This window comes from Sulfurospirillum sp. 1612 (genome assembly GCF_036556685.1).
Taxonomy (GTDB): domain Bacteria; phylum Campylobacterota; class Campylobacteria; order Campylobacterales; family Sulfurospirillaceae; genus JAADIZ01.
The window spans coordinates 1,285,698-1,308,732 of record NZ_CP140614.1; the positions used below are offsets into that span (position 1 = coordinate 1,285,698).

The window sequence follows — 23,035 nt, forward strand, 5'->3', positions numbered from 1 at the left end:
ATTATGTCTGTTATTTTCAGCACTCCCACATTATTGAACTCGAACCGAAACATATGATGTATTTAAATAACATTGAAGGGAACATCACGATATCACAAGTTAACTCGAACCGAAACATATGATGTATTTAAATCTTTTTGAAGCTCTGCCACACGAGTAAATTTATCTCTCGAACCGAAACATATGATGTATTTAAATATTCTTTTGCATAGTCGATGTGTTTTTGCAACATCTCGAACCGAAACATATGATGTATTTAAATCAAAAATTTAATTCTTGTAGTGAAAGTGTACATAACTCGAACCGAAACATATGATGTATTTAAATCATCAAAAGTGATAGATTATAGCGAAAAAGAAATAGCTCGAACCGAAACATATGATGTATTTAAATGCCATTGGAGATTTGCTTAAGTGGCTAGGCTTCACTCGAACCGAAACATATGATGTATTTAAATATTTTTGAGAGATAAAAAAGTTTTACAATCAAATAACTCGAACCGAAACATATGATGTATTTAAATCTTAATCCTGAAAGTGTAATTGTAGGCACTTCTTCTCGAACCGAAACATATGATGTATTTAAATGAAGATTAACCTCTAACGGTGCCACCCTGCAAAGGCTCGAACCGAAACATATGATGTATTTAAATAATTTTCTGCCTCTGTCCCAGTTTGGAAGCGTTATGCTCGAACCGAAACATATGATGTATTTAAATGGGCGCCGATAGCCACGGGGACAGCGAAGTCGATACCTCGAACCGAAACATATGATGTATTTAAATGGATTAGCTGATTTAGTTTCTACACTAATAAAACCTCTCGAACCGAAACATATGATGTATTTAAATATCGAGGACGGATACGCAACATTGACATTGGCAACTCGAACCGAAACATATGATGTATTTAAATCCACGTCTAATATCCCACCCCTGAGACTGCATCCGTCTCGAACCGAAACATATGATGTATTTAAATTTAAGTTTTTGAGATTTAGATTCATTGGCGCGTACGCTCGAACCGAAACATATGATGTATTTAAATAACTATAATACTGAATTCGAAAGAAGAACGGTAGTGCTCGAACCGAAACATATGATGTATTTAAATTGGAGAAATTCCGAGAATGTACATGCTGCAAATTCAACTCGAACCGAAACATATGATGTATTTAAATTTTTCATAATCGATGTTTGATAGTACTCGAATATAACTCGAACCGAAACATATGATGTATTTAAATTGTTATTCTCCTATATCATCGATGTCTGCTGCGCCTCTCGAACCGAAACATATGATGTATTTAAATAGTCCATTCAACCGTTTCTTGCACGGAGCAGTATCTCGAACCGAAACATATGATGTATTTAAATTCTTCGCAACGACAATGGCGACAATTCCCGATACTGCTCGAACCGAAACATATGATGTATTTAAATACGCTAAAGTTGTATGTGCTTTTTTCTCCAGTTTCGCTCGAACCGAAACATATGATGTATTTAAATAGTCTTATTTTCCCCCCGATTTGACACCAGACCAAACTCGAACCGAAACATATGATGTATTTAAATATAGAATGTTGAATGCAATGACTACCGATATGGCACCTCGAACCGAAACATATGATGTATTTAAATAGGACATCAGCAACCGAAACAGCAATATAACCAACCCTCGAACCGAAACATATGATGTATTTAAATCGTTTTCTTTTCCGTATGTTCTATACTCCACTATACTCGAACCGAAACATATGATGTATTTAAATTCAGCTTTGTGGTATAATACTTTTTGGTTTTAAACTCTCGAACCGAAACATATGATGTATTTAAATTTTTGAACAATACCAAAATGTTTCAAATCAAGAGCTCGAACCGAAACATATGATGTATTTAAATAGAGCAAACAACACTGAGGTGGTAGAACAAGAAGATACTCGAACCGAAACATATGATGTATTTAAATGAAAACTTTTTTGGGAAATATTGTTGTGCTTCATCAACTCGAACCGAAACATATGATGTATTTAAATTCGGGGATAGAGTTTCTATCGCCCTCCTCTGCAAAAGGCTCGAACCGAAACATATGATGTATTTAAATATGGCCAATGTGCTTCTGTTTGTTCTTACGGTTATCTCGAACCGAAACATATGATGTATTTAAATATTATCACAGACCCCCCTTATGGGATGGACTTAACTCTCGAACCGAAACATATGATGTATTTAAATGTTGCCTTTAGTGACTAACAATTAAATTTAAGAGCTCGAACCGAAACATATGATGTATTTAAATTTAATTATTACACTTTTGAATCTTATGACGAGGTAACTCGAACCGAAACATATGATGTATTTAAATTCTCTTATGGATGTTAAAATGCCTTTTGGAGTTACTCTCGAACCGAAACATATGATGTATTTAAATTCTGATATATTAGTTAATGTTCCAGCTGGGCATGCTCGAACCGAAACATATGATGTATTTAAATCCTATTCAGCGCCTTCAAAATTGGCTACCTGGTTTCCTCGAACCGAAACATATGATGTATTTAAATTTGACATAAATATTTTGAGCTCTGGCGTCCGTGCCTACTCGAACCGAAACATATGATGTATTTAAATCTTTTAGCCATAATGTTATAATTACAAATAGAGTGACTCGAACCGAAACATATGATGTATTTAAATCAACTTGCGACATATTAGTTTTTTCTATATTGTTAACTCGAACCGAAACATATGATGTATTTAAATTGATTTTAAATTCTAGGCGATAAAATTATACGCAGCTCGAACCGAAACATATGATGTATTTAAATCGATGGACGTCGTGACGGGCTCCTTTAAGAACTTCTCGAACCGAAACATATGATGTATTTAAATAATCGATAAGCCTTTAAAAGTATTAGACGGAAATTCTCGAACCGAAACATATGATGTATTTAAATTCTACACCCAACCATAAACCGAAGTTATTTACAGCACTCGAACCGAAACATATGATGTATTTAAATATGAAGCCGCACTCTATATATGTATGTGTAGACGCTCGAACCGAAACATATGATGTATTTAAATTATGTAGAATAGTTGCCCTCTCTTGGGACATCTGCTCGAACCGAAACATATGATGTATTTAAATATTATTAGTAGGTGTAACGGATAGAATACATAAAACTCGAACCGAAACATATGATGTATTTAAATTTTGTTTCTGTTATATACTCTCTGTCTTTTAGCATCTCGAACCGAAACATATGATGTATTTAAATACATCAGCAAAAGAAAAAGAAATTATAAGAGTTAACTCGAACCGAAACATATGATGTATTTAAATCCTAGTGCTTATCTTTTTAATCAACCAGATGCAGACTCGAACCGAAACATATGATGTATTTAAATTACACTTGACATTGTATCTCAAGCTGTTTTCTGATGCTCGAACCGAAACATATGATGTATTTAAATAACAACATATACAGACATGGCGGTAGCGGTTAAGCTCGAACCGAAACATATGATGTATTTAAATTAGTCAATATCATACTCTTGTGCAAAAATTATCTCTCTCGAACCGAAACATATGATGTATTTAAATGGCTAAAGTTTCGGAGCAACACAAAAACGTAGCGGCTCGAACCGAAACATATGATGTATTTAAATCACCATAGGTTATAGTGTTACACACCATAGGTTTTCTCGAACCGAAACATATGATGTATTTAAATCCGTCTAAAGATCCACATGTACCGCATGTAATATCTCGAACCGAAACATATGATGTATTTAAATGCAGCTACCCACTCACCAAACTGATTTTTATATTCTCGAACCGAAACATATGATGTATTTAAATTAATATGGTCGTCGAGTAGGAAACAATTCCCACCCCTCGAACCGAAACATATGATGTATTTAAATAAGCTTATTTATAGCTATTTAAATGCCCTACAAGACTCGAACCGAAACATATGATGTATTTAAATGGCTCAGGATTTGTGACAGTAGGCGGAACACAAACTCGAACCGAAACATATGATGTATTTAAATTGTTACAAAAGATCCTTCGGGTGCTGTAACAAATACTCGAACCGAAACATATGATGTATTTAAATGCTACAACTGCCGCATCTGCTGATTTATCTTTTTTACTCGAACCGAAACATATGATGTATTTAAATTACAAATCAATATCTAAAGTTTCTTTAGCCATAGCTCGAACCGAAACATATGATGTATTTAAATACTCTGGCCTGCAAAAAGTCTATACCTCGAACAATCTCGAACCGAAACATATGATGTATTTAAATTTTTAAATCCTAACAATGTATATACTCGGTGTGGCTCGAACCGAAACATATGATGTATTTAAATGTATGTATTAAATCATCATCTATTTTCTCACTCTCTCGAACCGAAACATATGATGTATTTAAATAGTAAAGAAGAAACACCCCTATTTTTTAACCTTTTCTCGAACCGAAACATATGATGTATTTAAATTAGATAGGAAGTGTTTTCGCTTTAGATTTTCTAAACTCGAACCGAAACATATGATGTATTTAAATATTTAAGCTATTTACTTATCGATTTTGGATTCGACTCGAACCGAAACATATGATGTATTTAAATATTATAATAATAACAGCAGTAAGACCAAACTTTTTACTCGAACCGAAACATATGATGTATTTAAATCAAAAGTAGTGGGTGCAAATGGCGATGTAGTCCGCAGCTCGAACCGAAACATATGATGTATTTAAATTCTGTGGGGAATGGTTAAAAAATGATTTGTTAAAACTCTCGAACCGAAACATATGATGTATTTAAATAAAAGTATGTATAACGATATTAAGCAAAAAAAAAGGCTCGAACCGAAACATATGATGTATTTAAATTTTTAAATCCTAACAATGTATATACTCGGTGTGGCTCGAACCGAAACATATGATGTATTTAAATTTAATAGAATTTGTTGCATTAATTTCTTGTGTTACTCGAACCGAAACATATGATGTATTTAAATCAATATTTGTGGATAGCTTTATTTTGTGTTAATGTCTCGAACCGAAACATATGATGTATTTAAATTTAGCAAGTTTGTCGTTATTTATTAATTTATTGTCTCGAACCGAAACATATGATGTATTTAAATTCTTTTACTCTTTTTATTTATTTTTTCATAATCCCTCGAACCGAAACATATGATGTATTTAAATTCATTTATATTGAATTTTAAATACATAGAATCAGCTCGAACCGAAACATATGATGTATTTAAATCAGTACTGGAAAGATACGGAACATTTTTCACACTAGCTCGAACCGAAACATATGATGTATTTAAATGAGACTTTTTCTAAATCAACTATATACATCTTCACTCGAACCGAAACATATGATGTATTTAAATTTATTATTAATATTACTAATCGGAGCTGAAGTATTCCTCGAACCGAAACATATGATGTATTTAAATACTACGGGTATTAGTGCAAAATTTTCTGATGGTAACTCGAACCGAAACATATGATGTATTTAAATATCCTTCTGCTATTTTAAGCGGTGATGGTTCTAAACTCGAACCGAAACATATGATGTATTTAAATTCGAATCCCAAATCGATAAGCAAATAGCTTAACTGTCTCGAACCGAAACATATGATGTATTTAAATACTTCTTGAAGGGGGATGAGTTTATCGACCCCTTCTCTCGAACCGAAACATATGATGTATTTAAATAGAAACACCGTATCCATTTTATTGAGAAGAGTCAATACTCGAACCGAAACATATGATGTATTTAAATGTCAAAGTCTCATCATTTGATGATAATTCAACTCTTCTCGAACCGAAACATATGATGTATTTAAATACTGTGAGCGGCAAAAAGATAATATCTCAAAATGATACTCGAACCGAAACATATGATGTATTTAAATCGGGGGATGGCTTTGACGTTCCTTACGAGGTGTAACTCGAACCGAAACATATGATGTATTTAAATGACCATCGCAATTTTTTGGATAAACTCTTCCGAACCCTCGAACCGAAACATATGATGTATTTAAATATCCCTAATATACCTTTTAGTTATAGAGCTACATGCTCGAACCGAAACATATGATGTATTTAAATTATATAAAAGGCTTGTCATTTTCAAGAATTAATCTCTCGAACCGAAACATATGATGTATTTAAATATATTACAGAAAAGTTAAAAAGAGTGTAACAAATAACTCGAACCGAAACATATGATGTATTTAAATTTTGCACGGCTTTATTCGAATTTTTAGGACTCATAGCTCAAACCGAAACATATGATGTATTTAAATTACCAATCAACTCCGACCGCAGTCATTCTTCTTTTACTCGAACCGAAACATATGATGTATTTCAGTCAAATATTTAACTTTTAATTTTTACATCATGATACATTACTTACATAAAGTAACGTAAGGTGTAATTAAGTAGATAGGGTATATAATTCTCACTAAATTAACTTTAAAGGTAACGCATGAATGATTTCACCTATTACAATCCAACAAAAATAGAATTTGGCAAGGGCAAAGAAAACAATATTGGTGCTTATATCAAAGCATCAGGGATTCAAAAAATACTTCTAGTTTACGGTGGAGGTAGTATCAAAAAAACAGGTCTTTATGAGAGAATCATCACCTCTTTAAAAAAGAGTAATATAGAATTTGAAGAACTCTCAGGAGTAGTAAGCAATCCATTGTTAAGCAAAGTAAATGAAGGGATTGCACTCGCAAAAAATCACGGTATCCAAGCTGTCTTAGGTGTCGGTGGTGGTTCTGTGGCAGATAGTGCCAAATCAATCGCAGCGGGCGCTAAATATGATGGTGATGTCTGGGACTTTTTCATCAACAAAGCTAAAATAGCCGATGCATTGCCCGTATTTACGGTCATGACACTCTCAGCAACAGCCAGTGAGATGAATGGCAATGCAGTCATCATCAATGATGAAACCAAACAAAAATACTCTATCGCTTCAGTATTGGTCAATCCAAAGATATCCATCATCAATCCAGAGCTCATGGCCACCGTCAGCCAAGATTATCTCGCATATTCGGCGGTCGATATCATCGCACATTCTATCGAAGTTTATTTCACCGCGACAGTACATCCACATTTTAATTCAAGAATTGTCGAATCCATCATCAAAACCGTCATGGAAACAACAGAAATATTGATAAAAAATCCAGCAGATTATGACGCACGAGCTGAATTTGCATGGACAGCGATACAAGCACTCAATGGCCTCACTCCAGCAGGTACCGGTGGTGGAAGCTTTCCAAATCATATGATTGAGCATGCCCTATCAGCACTCTACAATGTCCCTCATGGTGCTGGATTGGCAGTGGTAATCCCCGCATGGATGAAATGGTACAAAGCAAACAACATCGCCCAATTTCAACGCTTTGCCAAAGAAATCTTCAACACGCAAGATGCTGATGAAGGCATCATAAAACTTGAAAATTGGTTTGCAAAAATTGGAGCACCCGTCACTTTGGCACAACTTAATATCCCAAGAGAAGGAATCACAGCACTTGCCACCAACGCCAATGCTCTAGCAAGCGTTTGGGGTTTGGGTGATTTTTATACCCAAGAAGTTATCGCTGAAATATTAAAAAAAGCCTGATATTTCATCTCACAAAGGTATCATACTCATCAGGAGAAATTTTATATTTTTCCTGATTTTCTCTTCTTTAGTACTAGTATTTATAAAATATTAATCAATAAATCACTTTATTGTACAATCTCACAAAAAATCGGCCGATTTTTATGCTACAATCTTATACATGAAAAAAAATATTATTTTCTTACTTTTGCTAATCATGCATCTTTTTGCTGACGCTCCTTTGACACCTCTTAGTATACAACTTGATTGGAAATACCAATTTCAACATGCTGGTATCATTATGGCAAAAGAAAGGGGATATTATAAAGACGTCGGACTCGATATCACCATCAAAGAATACAAAAAAGGCATCAATATAACCGAGGATATTCTATCGGGAAAATCGACATTTGGACTCATCAATACCTCATTGATTTATGACAATGATGGCAACCTTCAACCCGCCGTGCTTTTGGCCACATACTTACAAAAATCACCCTTGGTATTTATCACACAGCCGACACTTACCAAACCATCAATGCTTCGCAATAAAAAGATCATGATTACCGCATACGAGGCAGAAAATAGCTCACTCTCACTCCTGCTCAATCATTTTTCTATACCCTACACCTATCTACCGCACTCTTACAATATCAATGCATTTAAAAATAAAAAAGTAGATGCCATCAGCGCTTTTGTCTCAAATGAGCTTTATGATCTAAAAAAAGAGAAAATACCCTACAATATCATTGATCCTGCAGACTATGGATTTGTCACCAATGCGATGAATCTCTTCACCTCAGATACCTTTGCAAAACAGCATCCAAAATTGGTAGAGAAGTTTTTGATGGCGACGAAACAAGGGTGGGAATACGCACTAGAACATCCAAAGAAAACCGCAATGATTATACATGAGAAGTATCGTCCATCTGCAGATATCAAAAAACTCACGTATGAAGCGACAGTGATAAAAAATTTAATGCTTACAGATCTTTTCGATATTGGTGAGACCAATAAAGATCTCATGCGTAGAATTTACAAGCAACTGGTAAGAAGTGGAAAACTAAAACCAGGGCAAGAGGCTAAAATTTTGACTTTTGATGATATTTTGAATACCATCAACAATCAACCCATCATATTTAATAAAAAAGAGCAACAATTTCTCGCAAAAAAAGGCGTCATAAAGGTCTGTGGAAATCCCGATATTATGCCCTTTGAAGGTATCATCAACGGCAAACATACCGGTATTATTGGAGATATGATAACCTTAATCAAAGACAAGACCAATATGAATATTGTCCTCTATCCCACCAAAGACTGGGGCGCATGTCTTAATGCAATCAAAGAAAAAAAATGTGATTTTGCCGCCTCCATTACCAATACAAAACAAAGAAGAAAATATATCAATTTTACCGATAATTACCTCCATTTTCCTATTGTCATTGCTACAAAAAATGACAAACCTTTTATCGAAGATATCGATAAAATCAAAGAAAAAAAACTCGGTGTTACCAAAGATTTGGCCATCATAGAAATTCTCAAACAAAGAACCAACAATACTATCAATCTCGTAGAAGTCGAAAATGATATGGATGGCCTAAAAAAAGTCGAAAATGGAACGCTCTATGGATATATCAACGACCTCACTGTCATCGCACCAAAGATACAACAACACTTCGCAGGCTCACTCAGAATTTCAGGTAGATTAAAAGAAAATGATGACATTAGCATCGGTGTACGAAATGATGAGCCCATATTAAGAGATATCTTTCAAAAAACACTCACCCATATTACTCCAGCAGAAAAACAGAAAATCTTCAATCGATGGATTTCAGTACAACAAGTAGTCAGCACCGACAAACGTCTCATCGTAGAGATTCTCACCGCTTCACTACTCATATTTGCAGGACTTTTTCTCTATCTGATGCAATTAAAAAAACACAACAGAGAACTGTTGCATATCGCAAGAATCGATGAGCTAACACAAATAGCAAATCGACTCAAAATTGACGAAATTTTAAATCAACAACAAGAACTCATCGATCGATATGGCCTCCAATGCTCTTTTGCAATTTTTGATGTCGATGATTTTAAAAAGGTCAATGACACCTATGGGCATCTTGCCGGAGATAAAATACTCCAAGACATCTCACACCTCATAAGTACCTCTATCCGAAGTACCGATACGATTGGAAGATGGGGAGGAGAAGAGTTTATGTTGATATGTCCCAATACGGCCGTCAATGATATTTACAACTTGGTACAAGAGATACAAAAGGATATCAAACAAACGATTATTTGTGGAGAAAGGCACATCACTTTAAGCGTGGGCGTAAGATTTTTAATCCAAGGAAGACCTATAGATATCGCACTAAAATTAACAGATGATGCCCTCTATAAGGCCAAAAATAGTGGTAAAAATCGTGCTGAGATGATGGACATCCAAGATATATTAAATGGAAAAGAAACATGATTTTAGATATAATTCAAAAAATTTTTAGAAGGAATACTATGAGTTTAAAACAATACGATTTTTCACAAGAAGAATTAGCAAAATGCCAATGGGCCGTCATTACTACAAAAAACGGCGATATGAATATCAAGCTTTATGCCAATGAAGCACCTAATACTGTGGCAAATTTTGCGACATTAGCACGAGATGGGTTTTATAATGGTTTGAATTTTCACAGAGTGATCCCAGGATTTGTTGCCCAAGGAGGTTGCCCAAATAAAACAGGTACCGGCGGTCCGGGATGGAATATCGCGTGTGAATGTGATCAAAATACCAGTAAACACGAAAAAGGCAAACTCTCTATGGCTCATGCTGGTCCCAATACCGGTGGTAGTCAATTTTTTATCTGCTATGATAATTTACCACATCTTGATGGTTTGCACACCATATTCGGTGGTATCGAAGCCGATGATGATGCCAGCATGAAAGTATTAGATAGTATCAAACAAGGGGATGATATCTTAAAAGTCGAGATTAAAGACGCCCTATAAACCGCTAAAAAGAGTGATTATTTCACTCTTTTTCTCGTCGCCATCTTCATATAAAACCACAACAATCCCAACAATACCGCAATAATCAATGGTGCAATCCAAGGATGTGCTGAGATATAGGTGCTCGCTTTTACCAGTGTTTCACCCGCTTTATAACTCGCTATTCCGATAATCAAACTCCACAGTAGTGCGGATATGGCATTGAGGATGTTAAATTTCATCGCGGGATATTTCGTGAAGCCAATCACAATAGGAATCAAGGTTTTAATACCATAGATAAATTTTTGTATAAAGATAATCTTATCACCATATTTTTTCATAAGCACATGGCTGAGTGCCAATTTTCTCCTATGTTTTTTGAGATAAGGCATCATTTGTGCTTTATTGTATCTGCTGACATACAATAGTATTGAGTCTCCCAAAGCATTGCTGACAAATGCCACTAAGATTGACGTAGTCAAATCCATATGTCCACCATAAGAGAGAACACCAGCAGCTATCAACGCGACCATACCGCCTCCTAGAGAGTATAAAAACAGGACAATATAACCGTAAGTCGATAGAGAATGAAGTATATCTTGCAAAGTGTTCCTTTTATAATAAATTTAAAGCAGCTCGAAATTCTCTGATAGCAAACGAGTCTTCTTTGATAGGCATCATGACAATATCTGAAGCTTTCATACCATTGCCATAATATTCCACGTCTTGGCTGCTATCATGACGAATAACCGCCCCTTTGAGCGATAGGCCGATAAATAATCCTTTGGCTTTTCGATAGGAGAAAATTTCTGCGCTGAGGTCTATTTTACTATTTTTCTCAAAACTTTGGCTCAATGGACCTGCTGAGATCGAAGCATCTGCTCCCATGGTCATACTATTTTCAAGCAATGAATTTGCACTACTTTGTGTATTAAAAATCAACAATATCGAGTTCATCTCAAATCCAAATTGCCATCCCAGACTTCCACTTTCTAGTGTTACGAAAAATGGATTTCCCCAGCTACCGTCACTTTTTTTAATCACCGCAACGCCATGTCCAAATTCTCCACCTAAAAAAAATCCAATTTTTTTAGCATCAGGGAATACAACTACCGCACGAGCCTTAGTTAGTACCGTGCTAGGTATCATATCACTACTGCGTGCCATCTCTTTTATAATATTGGCAGAATCCAATAGCTGCTCTCGTGGTCCTGCCACCGCAAGTGTCGCACATAAAGCACTAAATATTAATACTAACAGATATTTTTTCATTTTATCCCCCTTTCGTATATCCATAAAAAACTCCTTCCAAACTCATCAATTTATCATGAGTCCCCTCTTCTGCAATGACACCATTATCTAATACATAGATATAGTCTGCTTTGCGAATGGTACTCAAGCGATGCGCGATGATGATAGTCGTCTTCTCTTGTAAAAAATCACTCAAATCATCAAACAACTTACTCTCAGTATGGACATCAAGTGCCGAAGTTGATTCATCTAAAATCACAATATTAGCATCTTGAATAATCATCCGTGCAATCGAGAGTCTTTGTCTTTGCCCTCCTGAGAGTTTGATTCCATTGCGCCCCACATGGGTATCAAGCTTTTCATCCAAGCCTTCAATGAAATCTTTCAATTGGGCAATTTCTAGCGCATTATACAACTTTTCATCACTTATTTCCACACCAAAAGTCAGGTTTTCTCGAATTGTATTATTGAACAATTGAGGATTTTGCAAGACCAGATAGACATGATCTCTCACAACATCCAAACCAATCTCTTTGATAGAGCGTCCATCGTACAATATATCACCCTCTTCAAAAGCATACAAGCCGACCAAAAGATTTGCCAGCGTCGTTTTACCACTGCCACTAGCACCTACAATAGCAACATTGCTACCTTTTTCTATCGTCATATTGATATGATTGAGTATTTTTTTGGAATTATGATATGCGAAGCTAAGATCCCGCACTTCAATCTTGTTGGTATGCGCTCCCTTAAAGGGGTCAAAATGATGCTCATATAGAGGTTCACATTTTAGTGCAAAAATCGTATTGATACGCTCCAGTGCTTTTTGGGCATTGTGATAAGTGTATTGGATGTTGAGAATATCTTGTATCGGTGTCATCATGACCCACAAATAACCAAAGATTCCAAACATCAAACCAATACTCAAATCCGAATACGCCACCACCAAAATACTCGTCGCACGAAATACTTCAAATCCTGATAAAAAAACTAAAAACGAGAGACGACTCGCCCCATCACTTTTATAAGTAAATTCGATGGATTTCTCTTTAATCTCTTTGGCGTTGTGAATCACGCGTGAAAAAAAGTTTTTATCTTGGTTTGCCGCTCGAATTTGGACAAAAAGCTCCAAAGTCTCACTCAAGGCCTCTTGAAAGATTTCAAAACTCAAATTTTGCTTTTTCTTTAAGACCGAAACCTTTTTGGCAATCTTCGTCGTCAAAACAACCACGACAGGATTGAGTATCAAGATAAAAAGTGCCAGCTGCCAATAGATCATGAGCAAGACAACACCCACGCCAATCATCGTCAAAATAGAGATAATCAAACGACTCACAAAACTGCCCAGAAAGTTTTCAATCGTCTCGATATCCACAACCATCAATGAAGCACTTTTGCCTGAACCAAAATACTCTAACTCATTGATGGCGACTTTACTGAGATGATTTAATAAATCCTGCCTAATTTTGAACGAGATATTTTTTGATACGATTGTAAAAAGCTTGGTTTGAAAAAAGTTAAAAACAAAAAAGAAAGCTCGAAGCACAATCACCAAACTTAGCATCATGAGCACATACACATAAGCCGGTGACGTGTGACCAAAAATCTTGTCAATCGTATGTACGACGACACCAGGCTTGTGAAGTAGCACTTCATCAACTAAAACAGGCATGATAAGTGGGGTGGGAGTGCTAACAAGAACAGCCAAAAGAGCTAATATATTAGCATATATCAACTCTTTCTTATACTTTTTAGCTTCTGTTAAAAAGGTTTTAAAACTATACATTTAGATGCAATAGAAGGATATGGCTATCTAGCAAAATCCACCGAACGAACCTCTCGAATGACATTGACTTTTATTTCGCCAGGATATTGTACACGCTCTTCAATCTCTTTGGCAATTTCTTTAGCCAACAAGACCGCTTCATCATCATTGATTAATTTGGCATTAGCAATCACGCGGATCTCTCGCCCTGCATTAATCGCATAAGCATGCTTGATACCATCTTTGCTTGTGGCAATCTCTTCGATATCTTGCACTCTTTTCAAAAATGCCTCAAGGACTTCACGTCTCGCACCCGGCCTTGCAGCCGAAAGCGTATCAGCAGCACATACCGCTGCTGATTCTACAGAGAGTGGTTCTTCATGTCCATGATGAGCATAAATGGCATTGATAACAACAGGATGCTCTTTATATCTTTTACAAATATCTGCACCCAAATCGACATGACTTCCTGGAAAATCATGCGTCAAAGCTTTTCCAATATCATGTAATATTCCCGCACGACGTGCTAGGATTTCATCACCACCGGTTTCTGCGGCTATGATACCCGCAAGATGTGCCACCTCCAAAGAGTGTCCGAGTGCATTTTGTCCATAACTCGCACGGAATTTTAATCTTCCGATTAATTTAATGATTTCAGGATGAACACGACTCAAACCTAAATCCATCACGATGTTTTGTCCCTCTTCGATCAAGCCTTGGTCAAAGTCTTCTTTCACTTTTTCATAAATCGCTTCAATACGTGCAGGCTGAATTCTGCCATCTTCGACTAACAGTTCTATCACTTTGGTAGCCACAGCACGTCTGTAGAGGTTAAAACTACTTAAAATAATCGCATTAGGTGTATCATCGATGATAATATCTACGCCCAATAGCATTTCAAGCGTTTTAATATTGCGTCCTTCTTTACCAATAATACGCCCTTTGAGTTCATCATTTTTGATATTCACGACATTGATAAGACGCTCTGCTGCAAATTCCCCAGCAAAACGACTCGTTGCTTGTGCCAAGATATAGTCTGCTTTTCTTTTGCCGTCTTGTTTGGCTTCTTCTTCATATTTTCGTACAATATGTGCAATCTCATCACGAGATTGTTCTTCCACTTTTTTAAGGACAATTTCTTTGGCCTCTTCTTGTGTTAAGCCCGATGATTTTTCCAAAACCAATAAGGCTTCTTTGACTTTTGAAGCATACTCTTCTTTTAAGCTAGCTCCTTCAGCATAGAGCTCTTTGGCCTCTTTTTGTAGATTGCCCAATTCACTTTTATCTTTATTTATCTTCTTCAACTCTTCTTTATAATGATCTTCTTTTTTATCAAGTTCTAGCATTTTCTCTGAGAGATCTTTTTTGAACGAGATGAGTTTATCTTCATACTGCTCGCGTGCTTCAAGTTCCGCTTCGCGAACTTTTATTTTGCTATTTTTCAATACCAATTCTGCTTCGTGTTCAATCGCTTTTGCTTTTGCTTTTGCCTGCTCTACTCGCACCTCATGATTGGCCGCTTCCATTTTTTTGGAGATTAAAAATCCAAAGCCTGCACCGATTAAAGCACTGGCTCCAACTACTGTTGATTCTAATATCATTTTTCCCTCTTCTTAATTGTATTATAAGGGGTAATATAAATATCTGCTTGTATGTCGTGTTTTTCGCTTACTGTTGATGTAGTATGACAATCCACTAACTCTACAAATGCTATGTGTGGCGTGTAAGGTAATGACTCAAAAAATCTGTCATACATACCTTTTCCAAACCCAACGCGTCTAAATGCTCCGTCTACCCCAAGCACCGGAACAATTGCTAAATCAATTTTTTTACATTTCGCAAAAGAATTATTTGGCTCTTTTATATTAAATTTTTTACCTTTTAAAGGCAATCTAAATTTTACCATTTTAAAACTGACACCTTCCATAAATGGTACATAAATATTACAATCAGGTCGGCATCTAGCGCGATATAGTAACTTTCTGACATCAACTTCTCGCTTGAGGGGCCAATAAAAAAGGATATTTTTGGCGTGAATCTCATCGATTAATTGTAGCAACTTTTTTTGCACCAATGCGTTTCTTTTCAAAAGATTTTGACGCGATATTTTTTGGAGTTTTCCCTTGCAATGCGTTCTAAAATCCTGCTTTGTATCAAATGTTAGTTTTTCCATTATCTTCACTTTAAGGAGCTTTTTTCTATAATATTATCCTTATTTTTATAAAAAAGGTTTTTAATATGAGAAAATATTTGTATGTTTTATTGATTTTGCTACCCTTTCTGTTTTCTGCTTGTTCAAGTGACAAAAAAGAAACAGATGCCTCAAAGCAAAATACGACACAACAAGAAACAAAAACACAAAATAATCCCAATGAAATATTATTAAAAGATATCAATGGACAAACTATCACCGTCACGAAAACAGACAAAGGATTTTTATTTTCTAATGCAAAAGATAAAGTGGTCTTGTTAGCATTTTTTGCTACGTGGTGTCCTCCTTGTAAAGCGGAAATCCCACATCTTGTCGATTTACAAGAAAAATACAAAGGAAAACTCGAAATAATTGGAGTGTTGCTTGAAAAAAATAAAGATATTGACGAAATCAAAAATTTCATCAACTATCACGCCATCAACTACACGGTCACAAATGGTGATGGCAATTATAAAATGACAGACTTGGTTGGCGGAGTCAAAAACATCCCTTTTATGATTATGTATGACAAACATGGCGATTATGCGACTCATTATCTCGGTGTCATTCCTGAAGAGATGATAGATTCTGATATTGAAAACACCCTAAAACAATGATAGGTTTCATTAAAAAAGGGCTCGGCAAAACCCTACATGCCATTCATGAGATATTGCCTGAAAAAGTTGAGAAGATAGATAAATCCACCTTGGAAGATATTTTGTTGGAATCTGATGTTCCTTATGAACTGGTCGAGGAGATTATATACTACTTGCCTCCGCAAGAAAAAATTGAAGAAAAAGACCTCAAAAGAGTCTTGAAATCCTATTTTATTTATGACGAGCCAACAGCAGAGATCATCAAAACACAACCTTTTGTAGATCTTATCATTGGCGTCAATGGTGCGGGAAAAACAACGACAATTGCCAAACTCGCCAATCATTATAAACAAGAAGGCAAAAGTGTTATGTTAGGCGCATCTGATACCTTCAGAGCTGCTGCGATAGAACAATTGAGTCGATGGGCAACCAAACTCAACATCCCTATCATCGCCACAAAACAAGGTCATGATCCCTCCGCAGTCGCCTATGATGCAATCCGCTCTGCCATCGCCAAAAAAATCGATCATGTGATTATTGATACCGCCGGTAGATTACACAATCAAACCAATCTCTCCAATGAATTGAAAAAGATTGTGCGTATTTGTGATAAAGCCAAAGAGGGCGCACCCCAACGCAAAATTTTGATTTTAGATGGTACCCAAGGCAATTCTGCCATCAATCAAGCCAAAGCCTTTCATGATCTCGTCAATGTTGATGCAATCATCATCACAAAATTAGACGGCACGGCCAAAGGAGGCGCCCTGTTTGCTATCGCCAAAGAGTTGCAATTACCAATCCTTTATATTGGTGTTGGCGAAGGAGAAAATGATTTGATTCCTTTTGATGCAGATGAATATGTAGAGACCATATTAGATTCTATATTTGTGCGTAACCATGGCAAAAACTAAATCTTTATTTGAGTGTCAAGCGTGTGGACATCAAACTTCAAAATGGATGGGAAAATGTCCAAATTGCGGCGCTTGGGACCAATTTCTTGAATTAAATGCAAAACAGATAGAAGCACTCAAAGAGATGGGTTCAAGCAGCAGTATGGGCAACCATACAAACACTTATGTAGGGGCTTTGCCTATCACAGAAATCGAACATGAAATTGTCGATAGAGAATCTTCAGGAAGTGAAGAGCTTGACTTGGTACTCGGTGGGGGTATCGTCAATGGTAGCTTAATTTTAGTAGGAGGAAGCCCTGGTGTAGGAAAGTCCACACTACTGCTTAAAATCGCTGGGAATATCGCCAAAGAGCATAAAAAAGTCCTCTATGTCAGCGCTGAGGAATCCACCAGCCAAATCAAGCTCCGCTCAGATCGTCTTGGCAGTAATGAAGATGACCTCTTTCTTCTATCAGAAATCCGACTTGATATCATTTTTGATGAATTAAAAAAACAAGATTTCAAACTTCTCATTATCGATTCAATCCAGACTATTTATAGTGACAAACTCACAGCAGCGCCGGGTAGTGTCTCCCAAGTACGCGAAATTACCTTTGATTTGATGCGCTATGCAAAAGAGAGTAATACGGCGATTTTCATCATTGGACACATCACCAAAGAAGGCTCCATAGCAGGCCCTCGCGTACTCGAACACATGGTTGATACAGTTTTATATTTTGAAGGAGACTCTTCAAAAGAGTTACGACTGTTAAGAGGTTTTAAAAACCGTTTTGGTCCGACTAGTGAAGTCGGTATCTTTGAGATGACCAAACAAGGACTTCTCAGTGCCAAAGATATTTCCAAGAAATTTTTCACACGAGGAAATCCACAATCAGGATCTGCGACCACAGTCGTCATGGAGGGTTCTCGTCCTATTATTTTGGAGGTGCAAGCTTTGGTGAGCGAAAGTGGCTATTCCAATCCAAAAAGAAGTGCGACGGGATATGAGTTAAACCGCTTGACGATGCTTTTAGCACTGCTAGAGAGGAAGCTCGATTTGCCCTTTAATCAATACGATGTCTTTATAAATATTGCCGGAGGTATAAAGATAAATGAAACAGCTGCCGATTTAGCTATCATAGCGGCCATCATCAGCAGTTATCGAGACCGTCCCATCAGCAAAGACACCATCTTTTTAGGTGAAGTTAGTTTGATAGGAGATATCCGTGATGTGTTTAGTATGGATGTGAGGCTCAAAGAAGCCAAATCTCAACATTTCAAAAAGGCCATCGTGCCATCATTACCGATGAGCGAAGTCTCCGGATTGAAGTGCTATAACATCGATGAAGTCCCAAAACTCATAGAATGGATGTGAGTGAAAATCAAGACAGATTTATCAGTTTTTTGATAAAATCATTCTGTTTTTGAATATTAAAAATAAAAAGGAACCCAAATGGCAAAAGAAAAAGCAGTAGATCAAGATACAGAAGTCCAAAAGAAATCCGGTGGTAATTTAGTCCTCATCATCGTCATCGTACTACTTCTTTTATTGCTCATAGGCGGGGGATTGCTCACATATTTTCTACTGAGTGGTAGTGATGAAAATACTGCAGCTAATACACAAAATACTATGCAACAATCAAAACAAATGAGAACAAACCCAAAACGCTCTACAAACTATATGACCGTCGGTCCTATGTATCCAATGAGCGCCTTTGTTGTCAATCTACTGAGTGAAAATGGAAGTCGATTTTTGAAAACTACCATCGATTTGGAGATGGATAAATCAGAATTATCAGCAGAACTCGATAAGAAAAAGCCATTAATCCGTGATATTATTATACGGGTACTCTCATCAAAAACATTTGAAGAAGTCAGCACGATGAAAGGCAAAGATAAACTCAAAGATGAGATTGTCAATAAAATCAACGATGTCCTTGCTGATGGACATATTAAAAATATTTTCTTTACTGATTTTGTCGTTCAATGATTGGCATCGATTGTGTTAATATTGACAGAATCAAAAAATTTCAAGAGCGTTTTGGAAATAAGGCTCTTGAAAAATTTTTAGATCATGATGAGATTAAATTCGCCAAATCAATCGAGACAATTGCTGGCTTTTGGGCTGCTAAAGAAGCAATTTCCAAGGCCTTGGGCGTCGGCATTTCTAAAGAGTGCGGTTTTTTTGATATCAAACTCTACAAAAACGAAAAAAACAAGCCATCATTTTTGCTCTCACGACGTTTAATCCAAACCTACGCCATCACAGATGTCGATCTCTCTATCACTCATGATAAAGGCTTTGCCATAGCCGTAGCCATCATACAAAGTGAACAACAACAAGAAAAAAAGCTTGCTTTTTAAATGCTTGTTACTTTCGAAAACACACCATCTTGAAGCGCTCACCCATAAAGGCGGGGTCTATGAGTGTTTTGACTTTGTTGATCTCTTGTTTGTAGATCTTCTCATCACCTTTTTCTTGTAAAATTTCCAATAATTCACTCAAGCCAAAAGATATCAAAGCCGCCGCTTGTGAGAGGTAGTGTTCCAGTTTCGCCCCACTTTTTTCATAGGCTTTTATCAAATAATCAAAATTGACATCATAAGTCAAATCACTGTTTCCAAAACATTCAAAATAGAGTAAATCCTCTTTTGAGTCTGGGACAAAAGAGGTGAGAGCAAAAAAGGGATAAACGTGATGATTTTTATAAACGCGAAGCGAAAAATCTTCTCTTGCAAATCGATCACCATAATCAAACGTCACAAATTCATAGCGTTTGGCTGCGGCAAACATATCAGCAGCAAAGGCTTCATAACCCGTTGCAATTTCACCTTTTGTAATGTTGTATCGCTGGGATAATATTCGTGTCTTCTCATCCATCGGGACGAACGTCAAAACGCCCTCTTCATACGCAAGCATCGTCCCCTCTTTCACGACTTCGCAGGCAAATGCATCAAAGATTTCATTAGCAACAAAAAAGGCATCCTCACAGTGTAGTGATTTTAAATCTTTGACATGATGTAATGTTATCTTTGCGCCAAAAGAGTCCTCAAAATAGGCGCGCTGTGCTTTTTGATTCTCACTAAAAGGCTCCACAATGACAAATTCTAAACTCTCGAGCAGTTCTGGCTTTAGTGTGTAGATAAATTGGATAATATCTGCCAAAAGATAACCCTTGTGTGCCCCGATTTCTACGACGCTACAATGCGCACTTAAATGCCCACTCTCAATCGTCGCCATCAATCGTTTAGCAATACAACCCCCAAAAAACATACTGCTACTCACAGCGGTAAAGAAATCACCCCTTTTGCCAATCTCAATATGGGATCTATAATAGCCCTCTTCACCATAGAGCCACTCTTGCATATAAGCGCTAAATTTCACCGTTCATCTTTGCATAAAGATCTAAGAGTGCCAATTGAATCTCTGTATCAAATATCTTGGCATCAATCTCCATCGTCTTTTTAGTGTTTTCTAGAGTTTGGACATCGTAAATCGTCTTTTCTCCGGCTTTATAAGAGTCTTGCGTAGAGGCAAGCAATGAATCATAGAGTTTCACATCTTCATGGGCTAAAGTGATTTTTTGTTGCAGTAGTTTGATGTTATGAATGGCCAAATTATAATTCTCTTTTTCATCTCGTTTCGTATCCGCGAGTTTGAGTTTGGATTTGAGATAATCCAATCGAGCCAGTTCGATGGTACGTCCACGATTGGCATCAAAAAGTGGCATGCTAAGCGTCAAGCCCAATGTACGGTACTCATTCTTTCCATAATCTCGTACATGATAATAACCGGCATTGAATGAAATCGTCGGTAAATAGCTCGATATAGTCATCTTTTTGAGATAGTCATTGCGCATAATATCACTGTCTTTTTCTTTAATATTCAAAGATTTTTGCAAAAATTTTGATTGATCCACAAGTGTAAATCGTGGTAATACGACATCATGATAATCCACATCACTATAAGCTTTCAATGTCTTTATCATACTGTATTGACTTGATTTTAGATCCATCAATGCACGATCGAGTGCTGTTTTGGTCAAGATGGCTTGATTAAGATAACTGCTGTCTAAAAAGCCACTATCATATTGCTCTTTTTTCCTCAAAATATCGATTTTCGCATTGTCAATCAAATACTTCTCTTTTTCTATTTGCAATGCAATCTTTTTGATATTGTACAAAGCAGACAAGACGGTTTTGATTTGGCTTTGTTCGCTATTTTTTGTCATGATGCGCAGATAATTGCGGTTTGCCTTGGCATATTCAATCGCATAATAGATACCACCACTTTTAAAAATCGGTTGATTCATTGTCACCGATAGTGTGTTTTGATCCTCTTTAGTGTTCGTCACATCACTATTGTTATGGCTCAAATTCCCCGTGATGGCATTAATCCAACTGTATTGCAAATTATCGCTATTGAGCTCGTTTTGCTGTTTTTCAGTCTTAAGAATATCTTGTTTGATTTTAGACAATAAGTAACTATTATCTTGGGCAAAAAGACCCGTTGTGAGTATCAATCCCAGACTAAGAGAGCTTATCAAACGCACGAATCATCCTTTTAAAACCCTCATCTACCTCTTCTTTACTGATAGTAATCGGAGGGAGTAATCGAAGCGTATTTTTACCTGCTTTTAGCACGAGTAACCCCTCATCAAATGCCGATTGAATCGCATGAGAGAGTATTTCAGCACTATGACATCGCAAACCTCGCATCAGGCCCAATCCTACTGAATCTACAAAAAGATTAGGATATTTTTGGGCAATTTCTGATAAGTTTTTTTCAAAATACATCAACATTTCATCTAATTTGCCACTATTTTTGTAACCTTCTAAAATTTCTAAGACTTCAAGTCCGGCTCGGGTACTCAGATAATTTCCACCAAAAGTACTGCCATGATCACCAGGTTCAAAAATATCTTTGTGTTTTGTCATCACCGCGCCAATAGGAACACCTCCGGCTAAGCCCTTGGCTAAGGTAATGATATCTGGCTCAATTTCATAAAGATTTGTCGCTAAAAATTCACCACTTCGATAGATACCTGTTTGCACTTCATCAACAATCAGCAACAAACCTTTTTCTTTCAAAAAAGCGGCGAGTTTTTGAATCTCTTTTTTATCAAAAGGCTGTACACCCCCCTCGCCTTGCACCAATTCTATCATGACCGCCACGGTCTCATCATCAATGACATCGTAAATTTTCTGGATATTTTCATTGAATGAAAACCCTTCGGGATAGGGACTAAAATAAGGTTTGTGGAAACTTGTCTGTCCGGTAGCCTTGACCGTTGTAATCGTTCTTCCGTGAAATGAATTTTCTAAAGTAATAATTTTATATTTTTTATTTTTAAACATTTTTTCGCCATATTCTCGGGCAATCTTTATAGCACCTTCATTGGCCTCAGCACCAGAATTACCAAAAAATACAGCCATATCAAAACCACTTAATGTTACGATTTTTTTCGCTAACTTCGCTTGTGGTTCTATCAAATAAAGATTAGAAATATGAGTGATATTTTTCACTTGTTCGCAAATGGCATCTGCTACTCTTGCATTGCCATGCCCTACACTCACTACTCCAATCCCGGAAGTAAAATCGATATAATCCTTCCCCTTATCGTCATAAAGTGTTGCATTAATACCTTGTTTAAAATTTACATAATTTCTAGCATAAGTGTGCAATACAAAATCTTTGTCCATTTTTTCAAACAT

Annotated in this window: 16 protein-coding genes and 1 CRISPR repeat array (1 of these 17 running past the window's edge); of the genes, 8 read left to right on the top strand and 8 right to left on the bottom strand. The window is 36.5% G+C overall.

The genetic code is table 11. From position 1 onward, the window contains the following. Positions 1–6,404: a CRISPR direct-repeat array (repeat unit 30 nt; unit sequence CTCGAACCGAAACATATGATGTATTTAAAT); it begins 878 nt to the left of the window's first position. Between the two features lie 116 nt (positions 6,405–6,520). From SFB89_RS06435 to SFB89_RS06445, 3 genes are all read left to right on the top strand, one after another. Beyond that, complete coding sequence (locus SFB89_RS06435) at positions 6,521–7,666, top strand: iron-containing alcohol dehydrogenase (RefSeq protein WP_331773862.1); 1,146 nt, start codon at positions 6,521–6,523, stop codon at positions 7,664–7,666. Positions 7,667–7,862: 196 nt separating this feature from the next. After that, positions 7,863–10,118, top strand: coding sequence for a diguanylate cyclase (locus SFB89_RS06440; RefSeq protein ID WP_331776063.1), 2,256 nt, complete (start codon positions 7,863–7,865; stop codon positions 10,116–10,118). Positions 10,119–10,156: 38 nt separating this feature from the next. After that, positions 10,157–10,648 (top strand): peptidylprolyl isomerase, encoded by a 492-nt coding sequence (locus SFB89_RS06445; protein ID WP_331773863.1) that lies wholly within the window; start codon positions 10,157–10,159, stop codon positions 10,646–10,648. 17 nt (positions 10,649–10,665) lie between these two features. On the opposite strand, the gene SFB89_RS06450 is transcribed toward SFB89_RS06445, so the two are convergent. The 5 genes from SFB89_RS06450 to SFB89_RS06470 are packed head-to-tail and all read right to left on the bottom strand — an operon-like array spanning position 10,666 to position 15,816. Then, the gene (locus SFB89_RS06450; protein ID WP_331773864.1) at positions 10,666–11,232 is read right to left on the bottom strand and encodes a DedA family protein; all 567 of its coding nucleotides are present in this window, start codon (positions 11,230–11,232) and stop codon (positions 10,666–10,668) included. Positions 11,233–11,242: 10 nt separating this feature from the next. After that, positions 11,243–11,899: a lipid-binding SYLF domain-containing protein gene (locus SFB89_RS06455; protein ID WP_331773865.1), complete on the bottom strand. Its 657-nt coding sequence runs from the start codon at positions 11,897–11,899 to the stop codon at positions 11,243–11,245. A 1-nt stretch (position 11,900) separates the two neighbouring features. After that, positions 11,901–13,664 (bottom strand): ABC transporter ATP-binding protein, encoded by a 1,764-nt coding sequence (locus SFB89_RS06460; protein WP_331773866.1) that lies wholly within the window; start codon positions 13,662–13,664, stop codon positions 11,901–11,903. A gap of 23 nt (positions 13,665–13,687) precedes the next feature. Further along, positions 13,688–15,241 carry a ribonuclease Y gene (gene rny, locus SFB89_RS06465; RefSeq protein WP_331776064.1) on the bottom strand — a complete coding sequence of 518 codons (1,554 nt, stop codon included), beginning with the start codon at positions 15,239–15,241 and terminating at the stop codon, positions 13,688–13,690. Continuing rightward, positions 15,241–15,816, bottom strand: a complete 576-nt coding sequence (locus SFB89_RS06470; RefSeq protein ID WP_331773867.1) for a 5-formyltetrahydrofolate cyclo-ligase — start codon at positions 15,814–15,816, stop codon at positions 15,241–15,243. The genes rny and SFB89_RS06470 overlap by 1 nt, the downstream gene beginning before the upstream one ends. A gap of 65 nt (positions 15,817–15,881) precedes the next feature. On the opposite strand from SFB89_RS06470, the gene SFB89_RS06475 reads away from it, so the two are divergent. The 5 genes from SFB89_RS06475 (at position 15,882) to acpS (ending at position 19,684) form a co-directional block, all read left to right on the top strand. Continuing rightward, positions 15,882–16,451 (top strand): TlpA family protein disulfide reductase, encoded by a 570-nt coding sequence (locus tag SFB89_RS06475; RefSeq protein WP_331773868.1) that lies wholly within the window; start codon positions 15,882–15,884, stop codon positions 16,449–16,451. Next, the gene (gene ftsY / locus SFB89_RS06480; RefSeq protein WP_331773869.1) at positions 16,448–17,341 is read left to right on the top strand and encodes a signal recognition particle-docking protein FtsY; all 894 of its coding nucleotides are present in this window, start codon (positions 16,448–16,450) and stop codon (positions 17,339–17,341) included. Before SFB89_RS06475 ends, ftsY begins: the two co-directional genes overlap by 4 nt. Beyond that, complete coding sequence (gene radA / locus SFB89_RS06485) at positions 17,328–18,695, top strand: DNA repair protein RadA (RefSeq protein WP_331773870.1); 1,368 nt, start codon at positions 17,328–17,330, stop codon at positions 18,693–18,695. The genes ftsY and radA overlap by 14 nt, the downstream gene beginning before the upstream one ends. Positions 18,696–18,773: 78 nt before the next feature. Next, positions 18,774–19,310 carry a flagellar basal body-associated protein FliL gene (gene fliL / locus SFB89_RS06490; RefSeq protein ID WP_331773871.1) on the top strand — a complete coding sequence of 179 codons (537 nt, stop codon included), beginning with the start codon at positions 18,774–18,776 and terminating at the stop codon, positions 19,308–19,310. After that, the gene (gene acpS, locus SFB89_RS06495; RefSeq protein ID WP_331773872.1) at positions 19,307–19,684 is read left to right on the top strand and encodes a holo-ACP synthase; all 378 of its coding nucleotides are present in this window, start codon (positions 19,307–19,309) and stop codon (positions 19,682–19,684) included. The genes fliL and acpS overlap by 4 nt, the downstream gene beginning before the upstream one ends. A 7-nt stretch (positions 19,685–19,691) precedes the next feature. Here the strand turns inward: acpS and SFB89_RS06500 are convergent, their stop codons facing one another. From SFB89_RS06500 to SFB89_RS06510, 3 genes are read right to left on the bottom strand one after another with little or no spacing between them, the layout of a single operon-like run. Further along, a complete protein-coding gene (locus SFB89_RS06500) occupies positions 19,692–20,705 on the bottom strand; it encodes an SAM-dependent methyltransferase (RefSeq protein ID WP_331773873.1) in 1,014 nt (337 codons plus the stop codon). After that, a complete protein-coding gene (locus SFB89_RS06505) occupies positions 20,695–21,873 on the bottom strand; it encodes a TolC family protein (RefSeq protein WP_331773874.1) in 1,179 nt (392 codons plus the stop codon). The genes SFB89_RS06500 and SFB89_RS06505 overlap by 11 nt, the downstream gene beginning before the upstream one ends. Continuing rightward, the gene (locus SFB89_RS06510) at positions 21,851–23,035 is read right to left on the bottom strand and encodes an aspartate aminotransferase family protein (RefSeq protein ID WP_331773875.1); all 1,185 of its coding nucleotides are present in this window, start codon (positions 23,033–23,035) and stop codon (positions 21,851–21,853) included. Before SFB89_RS06510 ends, SFB89_RS06505 begins: the two co-directional genes overlap by 23 nt.